Annotated in this window: 15 protein-coding genes and 1 pseudogene; 13 read left to right on the top strand and 3 right to left on the bottom strand. The window is 65.0% G+C overall.

The window, feature by feature from the left end; translation table 11 throughout:
- From AC156L_RS20270 to AC156L_RS20260, 3 genes are all read left to right on the top strand, one after another.
- On the top strand, nucleotides 1-327 hold the full coding sequence (locus AC156L_RS20270; RefSeq protein ID WP_330874006.1) for a DUF1048 domain-containing protein: 327 nt from the start codon (nucleotides 1-3) through the stop codon (nucleotides 325-327).
- A 409-nt stretch (nucleotides 328-736) separates the two neighbouring features.
- Entirely contained in the window at nucleotides 737-1,576 is an 840-nt protein-coding gene (locus tag AC156L_RS20265) for an alpha/beta fold hydrolase (RefSeq protein ID WP_330874007.1), read from the top strand.
- A 483-nt stretch (nucleotides 1,577-2,059) separates the two neighbouring features.
- Entirely contained in the window at nucleotides 2,060-2,389 is a 330-nt protein-coding gene (locus AC156L_RS20260) for a hypothetical protein (RefSeq protein ID WP_330874008.1), read from the top strand.
- A gap of 37 nt (nucleotides 2,390-2,426) precedes the next feature.
- On the opposite strand, the gene AC156L_RS20255 is transcribed toward AC156L_RS20260, so the two are convergent.
- Nucleotides 2,427-2,846, bottom strand: a complete 420-nt coding sequence (locus tag AC156L_RS20255) for a hypothetical protein (protein ID WP_330874009.1) — start codon at nucleotides 2,844-2,846, stop codon at nucleotides 2,427-2,429.
- A 493-nt stretch (nucleotides 2,847-3,339) separates the two neighbouring features.
- Here AC156L_RS20255 and AC156L_RS20250 point away from each other — a divergent pair, with 493 nt between their 5' ends.
- Together AC156L_RS20250 and AC156L_RS20245 are read left to right on the top strand one after the other, a co-directional pair.
- Entirely contained in the window at nucleotides 3,340-3,471 is a 132-nt protein-coding gene (locus AC156L_RS20250) for a hypothetical protein (protein ID WP_330874010.1), read from the top strand.
- A gap of 9 nt (nucleotides 3,472-3,480) precedes the next feature.
- On the top strand, nucleotides 3,481-3,951 hold the full coding sequence (locus AC156L_RS20245; protein WP_330874011.1) for a fumarylacetoacetate hydrolase family protein: 471 nt from the start codon (nucleotides 3,481-3,483) through the stop codon (nucleotides 3,949-3,951).
- Nucleotides 3,952-4,733: 782 nt separating this feature from the next.
- Here AC156L_RS20245 and AC156L_RS20240 read toward each other — a convergent pair.
- Nucleotides 4,734-6,719, bottom strand: coding sequence for an amino acid transporter (locus tag AC156L_RS20240; RefSeq protein WP_330874012.1), 1,986 nt, complete (start codon nucleotides 6,717-6,719; stop codon nucleotides 4,734-4,736).
- A gap of 1,311 nt (nucleotides 6,720-8,030) precedes the next feature.
- Nucleotides 8,031-8,840: a transposase family protein gene (locus AC156L_RS20235; protein WP_330874013.1), complete on the bottom strand. Its 810-nt coding sequence runs from the start codon at nucleotides 8,838-8,840 to the stop codon at nucleotides 8,031-8,033.
- Between the two features lie 190 nt (nucleotides 8,841-9,030).
- Between AC156L_RS20235 and AC156L_RS20230 the strand changes: the two genes are divergently transcribed.
- The 8 genes and pseudogenes from AC156L_RS20230 (at nucleotide 9,031) to AC156L_RS20195 (ending at nucleotide 16,595) form a co-directional block, all read left to right on the top strand.
- Nucleotides 9,031-9,876: a hypothetical protein gene (locus AC156L_RS20230; protein ID WP_330874014.1), complete on the top strand. Its 846-nt coding sequence runs from the start codon at nucleotides 9,031-9,033 to the stop codon at nucleotides 9,874-9,876.
- 182 nt (nucleotides 9,877-10,058) lie between these two features.
- Nucleotides 10,059-11,741, top strand: coding sequence for a tyrosine-type recombinase/integrase (locus tag AC156L_RS20225; RefSeq protein WP_484407165.1), 1,683 nt, complete (start codon nucleotides 10,059-10,061; stop codon nucleotides 11,739-11,741).
- 278 nt (nucleotides 11,742-12,019) lie between these two features.
- Nucleotides 12,020-12,613, top strand: coding sequence for a hypothetical protein (locus AC156L_RS20220; protein WP_330874016.1), 594 nt, complete (start codon nucleotides 12,020-12,022; stop codon nucleotides 12,611-12,613).
- A complete protein-coding gene (locus AC156L_RS20215; RefSeq protein WP_330874017.1) occupies nucleotides 12,610-13,983 on the top strand; it encodes a 7-cyano-7-deazaguanine synthase in 1,374 nt (457 codons plus the stop codon). Before AC156L_RS20220 ends, AC156L_RS20215 begins: the two co-directional genes overlap by 4 nt.
- The gene (locus AC156L_RS20210) at nucleotides 13,964-15,163 is read left to right on the top strand and encodes a helix-turn-helix domain-containing protein (protein WP_330874018.1); all 1,200 of its coding nucleotides are present in this window, start codon (nucleotides 13,964-13,966) and stop codon (nucleotides 15,161-15,163) included. Before AC156L_RS20215 ends, AC156L_RS20210 begins: the two co-directional genes overlap by 20 nt.
- Before the next feature lie 6 nt (nucleotides 15,164-15,169).
- Nucleotides 15,170-15,700, top strand: coding sequence for a PIN domain-containing protein (locus AC156L_RS20205; protein ID WP_330874019.1), 531 nt, complete (start codon nucleotides 15,170-15,172; stop codon nucleotides 15,698-15,700).
- A 91-nt stretch (nucleotides 15,701-15,791) separates the two neighbouring features.
- Nucleotides 15,792-15,935 (top strand): annotated as a pseudogene (locus AC156L_RS20200) (HNH endonuclease); the annotation flags it as partial.
- 12 nt (nucleotides 15,936-15,947) lie between these two features.
- The gene (locus AC156L_RS20195) at nucleotides 15,948-16,595 is read left to right on the top strand and encodes a hypothetical protein (RefSeq protein ID WP_330874020.1); all 648 of its coding nucleotides are present in this window, start codon (nucleotides 15,948-15,950) and stop codon (nucleotides 16,593-16,595) included.
- Nucleotides 16,596-16,867: the final 272 nt, after the last annotated feature.

Raw genomic sequence — 16,867 nt, 5'->3', positions numbered from 1 at the left:
GTGGGCATTCGGGACATCATCGAGGGCAAGAAGCAGTGGCGGGCGCACCTGGCGCGGGTCAAGGCGCTCCCGCCAGACTACCGGATCGTCTACCAGGAGATGCAGCGGTACATCTTCAAGGTCGGACCGATCGACCTGTATAACGGGACGCTGCTCTCAGGGATCGTCGACTTCTTCGAAGAGGGCGTCGCGGCCGGCAAGGGAGTCCTGCAGCTCATCGGCGACGACGTCGCCGCTTTCTGCGACGACCTCCTCAAGGATTCGCGCACCTACGCGGACGTCTACCAGGAGTCCATCGGCAGGGAACCTGGCACGGCCGAGAAGTAGTTCCTGCTGCCCGAGTGCACCGGCGGGTGCCTTGACCACCGGGATGTCATAGCCCCGGTCTGTGTAGAGCCGCCGCCGAGAAGCGCACATCCCGCCACCAGGCTGGAATTTTCCACCGCGCTGAACACTTCGCGTTAACCCTTGATCGTTCGTTCGATACCAGTGCGAAATCGAGTCCGCATCTCGTATTTCATTGCGGATCATGGTCACGTTGCCCAGCGACTCCGTTTCGTCAGCACGGTGGCGGTCCTGCCTTCGAATGGTGGGCGATCAAGGCTGCCGCGATCAGTTCAGCGTTCGTGGCCGCCGGGCTGCGCCAAACAGGCCGAGACAAGACCGTGCTGGACGTTATAGACCAGGAGACTGCCTACCGACCCGGAAAGTCCGAGAAGCCTGTCGAGATGCACGGGTGCGCACCTCGACGGTGACAGGAAGAAAGGAAATCATGGCCATCACACCTTCAGCCTGGACCGGCATGGTGTCGGTCGACGACACCGCGCTGTACGTGCGCGACACCGGCGGCCGCGGACGCCCGGTGGTCTACCTCAACGGCGCCTATGCCGACCAGACGCACTGGCGGCGGGTCGTTGCCGACCTCGGCAGCGACTACCGGCACATCACCTACGACGAGCGTGCCCGCGGCAAGTCCAAGCGCTCGGCGGACTATTCGTTCGAGGCGTGCATCCGGGACCTGGACGCCGTCCTCACGGCGAGGGGTGTGGACCGGCCGCTGGTGGTGGGCTGGTCCTATGGGGGCATCCTGGCCTGGCACTGGGCCGACCGGAATCCGGACCGCGTCCTGGGGGTGGTGACCGTGGACGCCTTTCCGATCGGCCTGACCGGAAAGGCCGGTCAGGAGCGGATCCGGAAGCTGTTCCGCCGGATGCGGTTGTTGTTTCCGATCGCCGCCCGGCTGGGATTGGCCGCGCGGATGACGGCCGACCAGCACGCCGAGGTCAACATCGAGCTCAACGAGATCGCCGCCGCCAGCGTGCCGGTCCTCGACCGTATGACCTGCCCCGTGCGGTTCGTCCTGGCAACAGGTGACAGCCTCGGGACCCAGGGAGGGGAAATGGACCAGGGGCGGACCGTGCTCGAACCGCTGCTCGCCGGCAACCCGAACCTCAAGGTGAGCGCGAAGGTCGCGAGCAACCACAGCAAGATCCTGCGCAACGACTCCCCCGCGGTCGCCCAGGCCGTACGTGAGCTGGCCTCCACCTGCGGTCAGGCGGCCCGCAGGTCCACGTGACGGTGATGTGCAGCCGACAGGGCCCAGTCGGTTCGGTGCGCCGACCGACCATGTCCTCAGGGTGTTCTACGCCGCATCGCGCCCCGAGGACATGGTCGGGCTCGTGCTGATCGCGGTGTCGACGTCGCTGAACGGTCGGAACAGGGGGTAGCCCACAGTTCGGGTTGGATCATGCGGGTCACGGCGGCAGCGACGGCTTGAACCCGGACTCCGCGGCCCTGCGGTGCCCGGCCGCTCGCGTCATCGACGCCTGCGACCACTCGGACGCCATTGAATGCGAGACGTGCTCGATACGACTTCCGCTGACGATGTTCGCGACGACACCGTGCAACTACGTGAGGAACTCCTCGCCGAGGCGCTGGATTGGATGGTGTCGCGAGTGAGCACGTTGTCCAACGACCGTCCTCATGAGACAGCAGGCGTCACGCGGACCTTCTAGCATGGGTTTCGCCCGCCGCTCCGACCCGCTGGGAAGGTTTCATCATGACCGACTGCGACATGTCCGCGTTGCGGGAACGCGCCGGCAACGGCGACAAGGACGCGGTCGACGAGCTCATCCAGCTCGCGGGTGAACTCGGTGACATGGATGAGCTGCGACGACTGGCCGACCAGGGCAACGCGACCGCTGCCGACGAACGCGTCCAACTCGCCGGTGAGCGAGGCGATCGCAACGAGTTGCGGCGACTGTCCGACAAAGGAAACTCCACCGCCACCGACCAACTGGTCGAACTCGCGACCGAGTTGGAAGACCTGGAGGAGTTGCGCCGCCTTGCCGCCCCAGGGCCACACCGCTGCCCGCGAGCAACTCAATGAACTGACCCACGGGTGACCCACCGGCTGTGAATCGTCGTCACGCCGACGGCACGTTGCCGACGAGCCTGCCCGCGGTCGATGTTCGCTGCACGGGAATGGACAGGACGTTCCGGTCGTACTCCTCCTCGGGCACAGTGGCACGGGTGGCCCTGATGGTGGAGGCCAGGGCGAGCCCTGTCAGGGCGCACAGCAGGAGTACGGCGGCGTCGCCGCGCGACTGCGGGGTGAACGCCAGTTCACCGTGTCTGCCGAGCACGAATCCGGCGTGCAGGCACCAGCAGACGACAGCGGTGGCCAGGGTCGCGCCGACGGAGGACAGCAGGGCGATGAGGTCGACGACCGCGACGAGCGCTAGCACCGAGAGAATCGGCTGGCCGGTCGCGCCGACGGTGACGGCGAGTGCGGTGGCGGTGACGCCGAGGACCGCACCGAGGGGGAATCCGAAGCCACCGGGCATCGGGGGTGACGTGCGTATGTGTCCAGTGCAGTCCGTGCACGCCCGCGGTGGAAGGTGCCTTGCCACGTTCCGCACACCGGGGGCGCGAATATTGACGCGTCCCTGATCTCTACCGCCACGCGATGGTGTGTGTGCGTCACAACCACCACGTGCTGAACGTGGCGGCGGCGGCAGGCGTGGCCGCGTTGACGTCGACGTTTCCGCGAGTTGCCGGCCTACACCGTGGGTGTGCCGAAGCAGCGGGTGTTCGTGCTCATCGCCGAGGTCGAGCCCGAACACGTGTGGCAACGAGTGCTGCGGAACCAGCGCGGCGCTGTACTCGCGCGCGCTGCGGCGGCGCACCGATTCCGTGGTGTGCCGCTTACGCTTCCACATCGGCCCGTTGGACGCGCCTCGGCGGTCGTCGTCACCATGGCGTCAACGTATTCGGCTTCCACGTCAAGAGTTCGTGCGAAACGGTGTCCGCTGGGCAGGAAGGGATCAGGCTGAGCCCGTGGACGACTTGACTTGCGCGCTCGTGTTGATCGGTGTCTTCCTCCTGGTGGCGCTGGGGCTGCGTGCGGTGCAGTCCTGGCCGGTCGGCGCACCGGACGCACGCGAATCCGACGACCACCTACTCGACTAGGAGCGCCCGGTGGCCGAAGAACAACCGATCCCGACAACAGGGCCGATGATCACCGTGGAGATCGCCGTCGTCCTGGCTGAGGACGCCGCGGATCCCGATCTTGCTGTGGCCGTCGCTCACGTCTCACCCGCGCTGGTGGTGTCCGACGGCTCGCGCGTCGATGGCGACGCGTCCGGTGAACTGCTCGTCTTGGGCTTCGCCCGGATTCCGCTGGACGCCTTCGCCCCTGCCGTTGCGTGGATGGTCATGACGCGGGGAGGCGAGGTCGTGGCCCAGCGCTCGGGCCCGGAGTGCCTGGGTGATCCGGTGGAAGCACTGCGGCGATACGCGAAGTCGACGACCGCACCGCTGGTGAAAGGCCAGGTCGTGCTCACCGGTGCCCTGGGCCCGGCAGCGCCGGTGAGCGAGGGTGACCTGGTCATGGCCCATATCTCCGGGCTGGGCACGGTGAGCGCGATGTTGCAGGCCAGCACGAAGTAGCGCAACCACAGGTGGCTCAGGCTCAAGCGGTGAGCTCCCCCGCCGCCAGGATGACCTCCAGCAGGTGCGAGGCGGTGACGACGCGTGGATCGTGTCCTTGTCGCTCACCAGCAGCAAAGGGGTGCGCAGCCGCGTCATGGTGGCGGCGCACTCGATGACGGTGGCTCCCCGGACACCCTGGGCAGCTCGTAGCGATTCTCCCTGGGCGGCAGCAACTCCTTGACCGTGCGCCCGTCGAGCTTGCTCACACAGGCCTCCGCGCCGCCGCGCTCGTCGTACCCCCTCGCCAACGACGGGTCTTCCAGCACGTAGCCAGGCACGATGAACCGGAGCAGTCCCCGGCAACGCTTTCGTGCTCACCGGCGATCACGAACCCGTGGCGTCGATCCCTCGACCCCGATGAACCAGCCTTCGACCGACGTGATCGCTACAGACACCGGTTTCGTTTGAACATCCGGTGCAACACCAAGCCGGACAGGGAAATCACCCCCATCGCAACCTCCGTACCTCGGGATGGTCAGGCGTTGGGGCGCAACCGGAAATCGCGGCCGTCACTCCGCTCCTGCCCTCCGTTTGCGTCGAGCAGTCTGCAGACGTGTGCGCGACCATGAGAGTGCTCCTTCATGTGTCTGCAAGGAGACAAGTCCGGGCGGTAGCCGAGACAACCGGATGCCGCCCAGATCGAAGGACGGCAACATCAGGCCGCCGCGGCGGTACCCACTCCCGCAGTGCGAGTCGAGTTCTCGTGATCCTCTCGGACCGTTCGGGGTCAGACTGCGGGTTCAGCCGCCGACGTGGATGCCCGGCCGTCGGTCCGGGTCGGGTTCGCTGGTGCGGATGATCTCCCGCACGACCGGCGCGGTATCACCGCGGCCGAGCAGCAGGTAGCGCAGCAGGTGCCCCAGAGGGTTGCCTTCGCTCCACTCGAAGTGGCAGTGCGGGCGTACCCCGGTGGCATCGCGCAACGCCAGCAGGATCGCCGCGATGGCGTTGGGCGCCGCCGGACTGCTCGCGCGCAGGACGCGATATCCGTCGACCTGCACCCCTCGAACGTGTAGGGCTTCGCTGAATCCGGAGGGGTCGATCACGTCGATCTCGAGGAACAGCACGTCGGCCGTGCCTGGGACCGGGTTCATGCCGCGTTGTTCGGTCTCCTTGGCGCGGTACTCCTCGGCATCGCCGGCTTGGCGACGGTTGGCGATGATGGTCAGGTTGCCGTCGCAGGCGATGGAGTCGGTGATGAACCGGCGGGCGTCGTCGTCGAACTCGATGTGCTCCACCCGCAGCTCGGTGGTCCGGGAGACGCGTGACACCAGTGAGATGGCGATGATGCCGAGGATGAAGAAGAACGAGATGGTGATGCCGTCGGGCTTCTCGATCACGTTCTCGACCAACGCGTAGAGCAGGATCAGGGTCAGCACGGTGAACGCGATAGTCGCCTTGCGCTGACGGCGGCGAGCGGCGGAGATGGCCACGGCGACCGACGCGGAGACCATCATCGCCAGGATGCCGGTGGCATAGGCGCCGGCTTGGGCGTTGACGTCGGCGTTGAAGACGATCGTGACCGCGATGCAGATCGCGGTGTAGACCAGCACGACCGGCCGCACGGCGCGCGACCACTCCGGCGCCATGCCGTACGAGGGCAGGTACCGCGGAACAATGTTAATCAACCCGGCCATCGCCGAGGCGCCCGCGAACCACAGGATCAGGATGCTGCTGATGTCATAGGCGGTACCGACCCACTCGCCAAGCAGTTCGTGGGCCAGGAACGCCAGGGCACGGCCGTTGGCTTCGCCGCCGGGCTGGAACTGCTCGGCGGGGATCAGCACGGTGGACACGAAGCTGGTCGCGATCAGGTAGACCGACATGATCACCGCGGCGGCGGTGAGCAGCTTGCGGGTGTTGCGGACGCGGTTGTCCAACCGTTGCTCCGCGGTGGAACCGTCCGCGGCGACCAGGGGCATCATGCTCACCCCGGTCTCGAATCCCGAGAGTCCCAGCACCAGCAGCGGGAAGGCCAGGATCGCCGGACCGATCACTCCGGTGAGCCCACCGCCGCCGGTGGTCAACGCCTCGACCCACCGATCCAACGCGACCGGTTCGGCCAGCACCTGCATGACACCGGCCACGACGACCACGGCGTTGAGCACCAGGAACACCGCCACCAACGGGATGGCCACACCGACGGCCTCGCTGAACCCGAGCAGGAACACCGCGCCGAGGATCAGCAGCAGCACGACGGTGACGAGCACTTCGTGCCCGTGCAGGAAAGCGGGAGCGTGCGGGTTCTCCACGGCGTGCACGGTGGCATCGGCCGAGGACAGGGTGATGGTGATGATCCAGGAGGTGGCCACGAACCCCAGTAGCACCAGCACGAACACCTTGCCCCGCCAGAAGGGCAGCAGGTTCTCCAGTATCGCCACCGAACCCTGTCCGTGCGGGCTTTCCCTGGCGACCCGCCGGTACATCGGCAGCATGCCGAACAGAGTCAACGCGACGATCAGCAACGTAGCCAGCGGCGAGAGCGCCCCGGCTGCCAGCGCGGCGATACCGGGCAGGTAGGACAGGGTGGAGAAGTAGTCCACCCCGGTCAAGCACATGACCTTCCACCATGACTGGGGCGTGGTGTGCTCGTCACTGCTCTCCGGCCCCACCACGGGTTGCACCCGGTGCTGCAACAACCACCGGCCGAGTCCGCTCGACGGCGCCGCACGCCGCACCGGGCTGTCCACCCGTGCCGGCACCGCGAACTCAGGTGTATCGGTCATGCCACATCTCCAGTCGGTAATCACCGTGCCGAACGCACGGACACAGAGTCGGTATCCCCGGCAAGTACCCGGTGACTGTCCACCCGGCGCGCTCAGAGCCAACAGGGGTGATCACAAGCCCGGTCGCCGCCGTGGCCGAGATCTGCGGGGACGTCGCCATGAATCAGGATGTGCCGAGGTCACCGGGCACTGGCTCGTAGCCGATCCGCTCGCTCCAGAGGGCTGCAGACTGAGCCGGTCTTGTCCGCGCTGTCGCTCTCGACGACGTCGCTACCGAAGTGCACGAGCTGCTCGCCGCGCCGCCGCTGCGCCCACGTGCGGCCATCGGTCAGCGCCGCCATACCCGGCCAACAACACCAAGTGCCCCGAAGGGGCCAGACCGTTCACAAGCCGAAGTCAACCCGTGGGCGTGTCCTGTACTTGTAAAGGCCGGGCATGTGAGCCGTAAGGATCGCGTAAAGATCGGCGGCGACGGGCTCGGATGGCTGTACTGGTGAACTCTGACGACACCTGCTCACAAAACCGGACGGCGCTGGTGGGCACCGAGCATGATCAATATTCGTAGAATCCGACGACACGGGGCCCGTCCTCACAGCCGATTGTCGCCGCTGCTCGCTGCTGATCCAGGCCGTTGGCCCTCTCTGCGCTGCAGGCGCTCCACTGGGACCAGTGGCTACGACATGGCGGAATGTCCAGGACAAGCGGACCCGACAACCATGTCCCACACCGGAAATGACGTCGAAATTTACCAATGCTGCGATGCTCCGGAATGCGGTGATGTCGCTGTTACCGGAGAACCGACGTCGAGATTGACGTACAAACCACTCCAGACCGCACCACTGTCGATCGTCGTACCTCAAGTGGGCGTGTGTTGTCGAGACCGTCAGTGTCGATCGAGTGGTGACGACCTGCCCTGGATCGGTATGCCATTCCGACACCAGGACGAGGCCGGAGGTTGCGACGACGAGGCGGGACCAACCAAACAGATTGCGTCACGCTGCTCTGCCTTGAGTGCCGTCATGTCCCAATGACGACGCACCCGTGATGAGCGCCGCCAGCGCGCGATGGCCACGAAGCCCTCTCGACCGTCTCGCAAGCTTCTGTCAATAAATCGAAACAAACTGTCCACATTCTGACCACTATTAGAAGATTTCGATTTTGAACATCAAGCTGCCACCACTCAGCGACGAGGTACTTGCATTCGTTCACAATATTGCGTAGCGCTTGGCGAGCGTTCGACGATACGACTCATGTGCAGCCCAGGAAAATTTGCTGCACCGGATCAGGGGAGTTGAACATAGTGAGCCTTTTTCATCCGGCGGTGACCTCGTAGTTCTGTAGCACGTGGATGGCTTTGGAGTAGTTCTGTAGCACGTGGATGGCTTTGGCCAGTCGGCCGGCGCGGCGGGGGCAGCAGCGGAGTTTGCGGAGGATGCGCCAGGTCTTGAGTTGGGCGTTAGCACGTTCGCCGGGACCGCGGAAGCGGGCATGGGCGCGGTTGGCGTCCTTCTGGGACTCGGGCTTGTTGCGGCCCTTGTACGGGGTGATCACCTGGTGGCCGGTCTGGTCGTACCCGTGGTAGCCCTTGTCGGCCAAGGCGATCAGTCCGGTGTCGCGGAGTGCGGCGAGGATGTTCCAGATCCGGGCGGCCGCGGTGTCATGGGTGCTACCCGGCAGTTGACCTGATACCCACAGGATCGTGCCGTCCGGCGAGGCGATCACCTGCAGGTTCACCCCGTGCATCTTGTGCTTGCCCGAGTAGAAGGGTCGGTCGGCGGCGATCCGGTCGATCGGGATCAGGGTGCCGTCGACGACCACGTAGGCCAGGCCCCGTCGTTTCGCCGTGCGCAGTGCGGCCCGCAGCTTCGGTGCCCGTGCGGCCAGGAGTTCGACGGTTTCGTTGACATAGCGCCAGCAGGTCGTGGTGGAGACGCCGAACCCGGCGCCGATCTCGGCGAAGGTCTCGCCCTTGCGCAGGTACACCAGTGCCAGCAGGGCCTGCTGGCCTGGATTGAGCTTGCGCCATACCGAGCCCGACCGCCGACGATGGGCGCGGACCAGGCCGGACACGAAGGTCAGGGTCTGATGTGACAACGGCAGTGCGGCACGGTAGAACAGCATGCGAAGCCCTCGGTGTAACAGGACTGATCTTGGTCGACAGCCCTCCTACCGAGGGCTTCATCCGCTGTCACACCGACACACCGACGATCCTCGGCTTGTGGCCCACATCCCTTGCCCGCCAAGGCATCCGAATCAGGATGAAAAAGGCTCAGTGAACAAGAGTTCCCGACTTGGCTATTCCGGACGTCGCATGGCGCTGACGGCATGCGTCACTGTCGCTTCGGTGACCTTGGCGATGACCGGCGCCTCCATCGCGCAGGCGGACACGGTTGACGACCCTGCGGTGGTGACGACCGTGACTGATGCGTCGGTCGTCGAGCAGGCCACCGAGGCCGCTCAGGTGGTCGCCGCCGTTTCCGACGGCACGACCCCGGCGAGTGTGGAGATCTCCCAGGAGGGAGACACCCTTGCCCGCACCGCCACCGGCGCGACCGTGACCGTGCCCGCCGACCCCGCGGAGCAGATCACCCTGAGCACTCCGACCGGTGCGAGCATGGCGATGAGCGTGCCCGGCGCGCACGAGGCGGAGAACGCCGTGGTGGTCGACGGCACGACCGTGTACACCGAGACTGCGGCCCAGACCGACATCGCGGTCAAGCCCACCTCTACTGGTGTGCAGGCACTGATCACGATCGACGGTCCTTCCGCCCCCACGTCGTTCGACTTCGGCGTGACCGTTCCCGAGGGCGGGCAGATCGCCCTGCAGACCGACGGAGGAGCCGTGGTGCTGAACGCGGCCGGCGAACCGGCGGCGACCATCGCCACGCCGTGGGCACGCGATGCCAACGGTGCCGCGGTGCCCACTCGGTTCGAGTTGCAGGGAACCACGCTGCGCCAGGTCGTCGAGCACGGCCAGAACACCGCCTACCCGGTCGTAGCCGATCCGGCCTGGTTCGTCGTCATCGGGGCTCGGATGCTGTTCATGGTGGTCGTCGGGCAGGCCACGAAGTGGTGGTACGAGCGCAACGGTTACAGCTGCACCACCTACGGTCCGTTCTGGTGGCACATGCTAACTTGCGCCAAGCCCGTCCGGTAGGTGCTTGAGGGTGGATGCCCGGCGTCCTACGCCGGGCATCCACCCGCTAAGTCGTCCAGGACACGAACCGCCAGAAATCCCGAAAGTTGAACGGACAGGCTTCTTCAGCTGGTGTTCGAACATGAACCCACTGTCCACCTGCGACAAGTCGCGACCGTCCACATGCGGCAGTAACGTAAGTTATGAGTAAAGCCACTACTGCGTCCACCACCCGACGCAACCAACATCATCGTCCGTCCCAAGCGCAGGGCAGTGTCGAACAACTGCCCAGCGGCTCCTGGCGGATCCGCGTCTACGCCGGGGTCGACCCGTCCACCGGGCGGTCCCGCTACGCCAGCGAAACCATCCCCGACAGCCCGACCGCGCTCATCGAGATCGAGGAAGCCCGTCAACGGCTCCTCACCGCCGGCCGCGGCAGCCATCAAGGCCACGGCGACAGCACCGTGGCCGGGCTGGTCAACCGGCACATCGCGCTGCTCTCCCTGACCGAAACCACACGCCAGCGATACTCCGAACTGGCCGCCACCCACATCGTCCCGATGATCGGCCACATCCGGATCCGCTACCTGACAACCGAAACCCTCGAAGACTGCTACGCGCAACTCCGGCGCTGCCGCGACCACAACTGCCACACCACGGGGCGCCGACGACAAACCCGTGAGCACGTCTGCCGCCCCCTGGCGGCCTCGACCGTCCGCAAACTGCATTTCCTCATCGGCGCCGCCTACCACAGCGCCCTGCGATGGAAGTGGCTCGCCCGCAACCCCGTCGTCGACACCCGAGCCCCCTCCGCCGGACCACCTCGGCCACGACCACCCAGCCGAGAACAGGCAACCCGGATCCTGGCCGCGGCCTGGACCGATCCCGACTGGGGCCCCATGGTGTGGCTGGCCATGGCCAGCGGCATACGCCGCGGTGAACTGTGCGCCCTGCGCTGGACCGACCTCGACACCGCACGACGACTCCTCGTCGTCGAACGCAGCATCGCCCACCTCGGCACCACCCTGTGGGAGAAGGACACCAAACTCCACACCCGCCGCCACATCCTGCTCGACCACAAAACCATCGCCATGCTCACCGCCTACCACCACTACCGCCGACAACGAGCAACACAACTCGGCGGCACCCTGCCCGACGACGCATTCCTCTTCTCCCCCGCACGCGACGGACACACACCACGCCCCCCGGCCACCGTCACCCAGTGGTACCGGCACCTGACCCGCGCACTGGGCATCGCGACCAGCTGGCACAAACTGCGCCACTTCAACGCCACCGAACTCATCACAGCCGGAGTCGACCTGCGCACCGTCGTAGGACGACTCGGCCACGCCGACGGCGGCACCACCCTCAAGTACTACTCAGCATGGATCCGCGAAGCCGACCAACGCGCCAGCACCACCCTGGCCCGCCTACTCCCCTTGCCCAGCAGCACCGACAACCCGCCCGGCACACCGACCCCGTTGACCACCCGCCGCGGACAACCGACCTCCTACCTCACCATCGCCCATAACCTCCGCGACGACATCGAAAACGGTCGTCTCCCCTGCGGGGCAACAGTTCCCTCCACCGCCGAGCTCGCCGCGACCTACCACGTTGCACCCAGCACAGCCCACCGCGCCATCACCCAACTCGCGCACGATCACCTCGTCGCCACGACGCCGGGTCACCGCGCCATCGTCACGGTGCACGACGCCGAACCACGAGAGGAGGGCTCAACCCCACACCGCCAGGCCGAGGCAATGACCGCACCAGTGACGGCGTCCGGCATTGCGCGGTCGCCTCGAACTCGTCATCGACCAGCGACGGCTCGTCCACGCAAGCCGAACCTGATCAGGTGCGCCCGGGAGGCATCACCGGTCGCCTAGCCCGATAAGCCAGCCGGGTCCAACGCAGCCGCGCCACCCTCCGACGCCTCCATCGCCGCTGACGCTCGACAGATCAGAACGGCCCGTCGAGGCAGACGACACTGCGCTGAGTAGTCGTACTCCATGACTGCAGCCACCAGCGGTCCCGACGTGCGAGATCGCGGAGGCCTCTGCGCGCTGCCGCAGTCGACATCACGCCCCGACTCCATCACCCGTTTACTTATTGACACAGAAGAGCCACATGGGCGTACTCTCATGTCAAGAGGTAAGGAGGCGGCATGCCGGACGGTGACTACCTAGCGTGGCGAGCTGGCGGCAAGTGGCGCAAGGTCGCCAACCTGCTGAAAGCAGGCGCGTCCTCGACCGAGGTCGAGGACGCCATGGTGGCAGCGATCGCCGACTCCATCCGTGCATCCGGCGGTGTTCCCCAACTGGCCGAGGTCGCGGAGAGCGTCCGACTAGCCGCAGTCCAGGACAGCCACGAAGCCCTCGTGCAGATCCCCATGCAGTCACGCGCCGGCGTCATGGGCCGACTGCTCGACGAGGTAGCACCAGCGCTGGCGTCCTCGATGCAGGAACGCATGAACCTGGTCTCGCCCGACACGGCCACCGAGGCTCTCGCGGAGCGCCTGCTGGAACGAGTCGCCGGGGCCGGGCTGGATCACATGCTGCCCACCCTCATCGCCGATGGGTACTACACCATGGCTCAGCTACGCGATCTGTTCACCAGTCTGTCCAAGTCCCCGCCCATGGCCGCACTTCGCGATCGCTTCATCCGCCACCCCACTGGTGAGGGTCTGCGCGCTCCGGACCGCCGGTCACCCACCAAGCCTCTCGAGGAGCTGCTGCGCACCGGATTGGACGACCTGTGAAGACTGTGGACGTGACTCCTTCCGACGCGGTGGTCAGGTACTGGTCGGACGAATCCCCGGACGAGCAGCGCGTCCGGTTCGGCGTGGACGCCCGACTCGATGGTGGCGGTGTGGTCGACCTGCTGTCGCGTCACCTTCCGGTGGTGGCGGCGGATCTGCTCGACTTCGCCGGAGCGGTCTACGCGATCGACCGGATGGTTCGACGGCCGCGTTACCTCGGCTACGACAACGGCCCGGATTGGGGTCGCGGGATCCGCGCGATCATTGCGGTTCGCGAGCCGGACCGGTGGACAGCGGCGCTGGAGTCGGTCCACTCGCTGCTGGAGTGGTTGACCGACGACCAGTGGGACTGTTCGTTCGTCCCGGCCGAGGGCACGGGCTTGTTCTCCGGGCAGGGGTACCTGCTGGACGTCCTGCCGGACGGCTTGGAGCCCATGCTCTTCTCCGGCGGCCTGGACTCCTCGGCGGGCTTGGCGACCCAGGCTTCCCACCAAGCCCTTCTTCCGGTCAGTGTCGTAACCAACAACCACATGCTCGGAGTGCAGCGCACAGTCCTGGGTCGCCTGGGCCCCGATGTCGACGAGGACCGCCACATCCGCTTCAACATCAATCTCACCCGTGGACTGACAGGAGACTTGGCCAGGACCGAGTCTTCTCAACGCTCCCGCGGGCTGGTGTTCCTCGCTGCCGGTGTGGCCACCGCGTTGACACTGGATGTTCGTCGTCTGTGGTTCTGTGAGAACGGCATCGGCGCGGTGAACCTCCCCTACATCCGATCTCAGCTCGGCGCCCAGGCGACGAAGTCGGCTCATCCGAAGACGACGGCGGGGATGGAGAACCTGCTTCGCGAACTCACCGGGAACGACTTCACGATCCACAATCCGTTCCTGGGCATGACCAAGGCTCAGGTGCTCTCGGCCGTGCCATCGACGGCGGTCGCGGCGATGTCGGCGAGCGTGTCGTGCGACACCAGCTTCGCCTCACGGGTGGCGGGCCATCCGCGCTGTGGTGTGTGCACCTCGTGCCTGCTGCGCAGGCAGGCAGTGGCCGCATCAGTGCACCCGTCGATCGATGACCACCTCGCCTACAGGAAGAACGCCACCGCCTCCACTGAAGGCTTGGTCGCGATGCTGTGGCAAGCCTCGCGCATGCAAGCCTGCCTGGAGGCTGACGCACCGTGGTCTGCGTTGATCGACGAGTTCCCGGCGTTGACACGTACCGCCGGGCTGGTGTCACGCGAGACGCTCGCCAGTATGTTCGCGACCTACACCCAGGAATGGCCGATCTTCATGGACTCGCTAGGTTTGCGCGTCGATGACTGGTTCGGCACACGGCTTCAGGATGTCAGCGATGGGTGTCACAGTGGATGAGCACGAGTCGACCGAGGCATTGGCCACACGGATCCGCAGCGCGCGGGAGACCGTCCGGCTGACCCAGGCCCAGGTGGCGGCAGAGCTTGGAGTCAGCCGCCCGACGCTGATCTCCATGGAGAAGGGCACTCGCGCGGTCAGTTCCGCAGAGCTGGTCAAGCTCGCGGAGCTCTACGGGCAGGACGTCGCGACCCTGCTGCGCCCCTCGGCCCCTCCCGCGTCGATCCGCGCCAGGTTCCGCACCGGTTTGATGACCAACTCCACCGACGGCGACCTGGAGCAGGCCGTCGACGAGTTGGAGCGGTTCGCGGACGGCTACCTCGACCTGCTGCGTCGATCCCAGTTCAGGCTTCCGGGACGACCGCCCGCAGTCAGGTCCACCGACTACCTCGGACCCGAGAGCGCGGGGGAAGCCCTCGCGACCGAGGAACGCAACCGGCTCGGACTCGGTGACGGACCACTTCAAGTGCTGCGCGAAGTCCTGGAAGTCGAGGTCGGCCTGCGGATCTTCTTCCTCGACCTGCCCTCCAAGGTCGCCGGCCTGTTCATCCACGTCGACCCGCTGGGCGGCTGCGTGGGCATCAACCGCAATCACCCACCGCAACGACGCCGCTGGACCATGGCCCACGAATACGCCCACTTCCTGGCCTCACGCGACCGGCCCGAAGTCACCCGGCTCGGCGCCGGTCGCGTCAACGACACAGAACGCTTCGCCGAGGCCTTCGCCGCCAACTTCCTCATGCCCCGCAACGGCATCGTCCGTCGCTTCCACGAGCTGAAACAGGACAGCGACGGCAAGGCGACACCAGCCACCCTCGTGCAACTCGCCCATGCCTACCGCGTGTCGGTCCAAGCCCTGTGCCTGCGACTGGAAACCCTCGACCTGATCAAGCCGGGTACCTGGGATCGACTCAAGGACAACAAGTTCCAACCACGCGCCGCCGCGGACATGCTCAACCTCGCACCCATCCAGGACAACGGGGCCCCACTCCCGTATCACTACCGCACGCTCGCCACCCAACTTTTCATGGACGGGGAGATCACCGAAACGCAGTTCGCCCAGTACCTGGACATGAGCATCGTGGAAGCACGCACGGAGTTCCACAAACTGACCTCCACGCAGGATGTCGGCGAAGACGGACAGTCACAGATCGTCGATCTCCTGGACAGCGTGGAGTGACAGGTAGTGCGAAATCAGCTGCTCTTGGACGCATGCATCGCGATCAACCTACTGGCAACGGACAGTGCCTCGGAGATCACGGCGGCCCTCGACATCCACTTCCTCATGGCCAAGCAGGCAGCCGCGGAGTGCGGTGAACTGCACGTCGACCAGGAAACCATCACCGTGTATCGACGAGGACGAGTGTCGGATACACCGCCTCTGGCTCACGTGCTGACACTCGTCGGCCCTGAACTTGACGCCTATGTCGAACTGGCGCGCGACATCGACGACGGTGAAGCCGCGACAATCGCTATTGCCTGCTCGCGTTCACTGCCCATGGCGACCGATGACCGGAAGGCTCGACGGGTCGCCGTCGAGGCCGGCATCGCCGTGCCGACAGGAACCACGACGATCCTCCGGCAGTACACAGAGGCCATCGGGCAGAGTCGGCAAGAGATTGCCGTACTTCTCCAGCGCGTACGGGACGAAGCCAGCTACATTCCCCGCCACACCGACGAGAACTTCGCCTGGTGGCAGCACCACATACAGCACTAATTGAAACGCGTAGCATTGCGCAGAGCATCAATCATCTCAGAGAACTTGAACCATACATTCAGACCTATTGGCCTTCACGAGAGAATAACCATTGATCTGCTTATTCTGCAAATGTGATTCACTCGACTCCAGAAGCGTTGAACACGTCATACCCGAATCTCTTGGCAATACCACCCTCACCCTGCCGCCGGGTGTCGTTTGCGATAAATGCAATAACTATTTTGCACGCAAGGTCGAGAAGCCCCTTATGGACTTGGCCAACGTTAACGCGCTTCGCTTTCATCAACGCGTATCGAACAAGAAGGGGAGAATACCGCCGCTTGCCGGAACTGTCGGACCCGATGCGGAAGTTCTTGCACGACAGTTTGCTTTAGGTTCGAATATCGGCTCCGTCGAGGTATCACCCGAGGCATTTGATCTAATCTTTCACCATGGCGCTAATGTGATCAACCTTCCCACCCCTCAGGATACATGGGACGAGAAAGTAACCTCTCGATTTCTGGCAAAAGTCGCCCTGGAAGCTATGGCCACGCGCCTCGCTTTTTCCGAAGAGGGTCTTCACTACTTGGCCACAGAGCCACAATTTGACCCCATCAGGGAATATGCACGGCGTGGATCGCGACATCCTTGGCCCTACTATAGCCGCAGGATCTACGACTCGAATAAGTCATGGACTCTCGCCGACGGCTCAACAGTGCAACGAGTATGGGAGTTTGAAGTTCTACACACCGAGCGGGGAGAATATTATTTCGCGCTTGCCCTGTTCGGACTTGAGCTAACCATAAACTATGGCACACCAAGCATAGTCGGCTACCTCGAATGGCTCGGTAAACATGCCGACGCCAGTCCTCTCTACTACGACAAGAATGTCAACAATCCAAATAATGGAATCTGAAACAAGAGCACAATTTAGATGGCAGTTGAACACTTCAGCAACCATGCCCTTCCGGCCACACCGTTCAGACACTCAACAATTAGTGAGCCAGGTACATAGTCCACCTCATGAACAAGCCGGATCATGTGCTCGCAAGTTCGCCCTCGACACACGGGATCGGTTGCTCCAACCGGGAGCAGGCTTGGCTGTCGCGATGACAGTAGACAGAATCTCGTCGCCCCACCCGCGGCCGAGTGCATGTCGTCCACGAGTCAGCGATCAACTTGGCGAGG

It is taken from the genome of Umezawaea sp., from assembly GCF_057122925.1.
The sequence above is the reverse complement of the archived record's forward strand: the minus strand, read 5'-3'. Positions and strand labels throughout refer to the sequence as shown.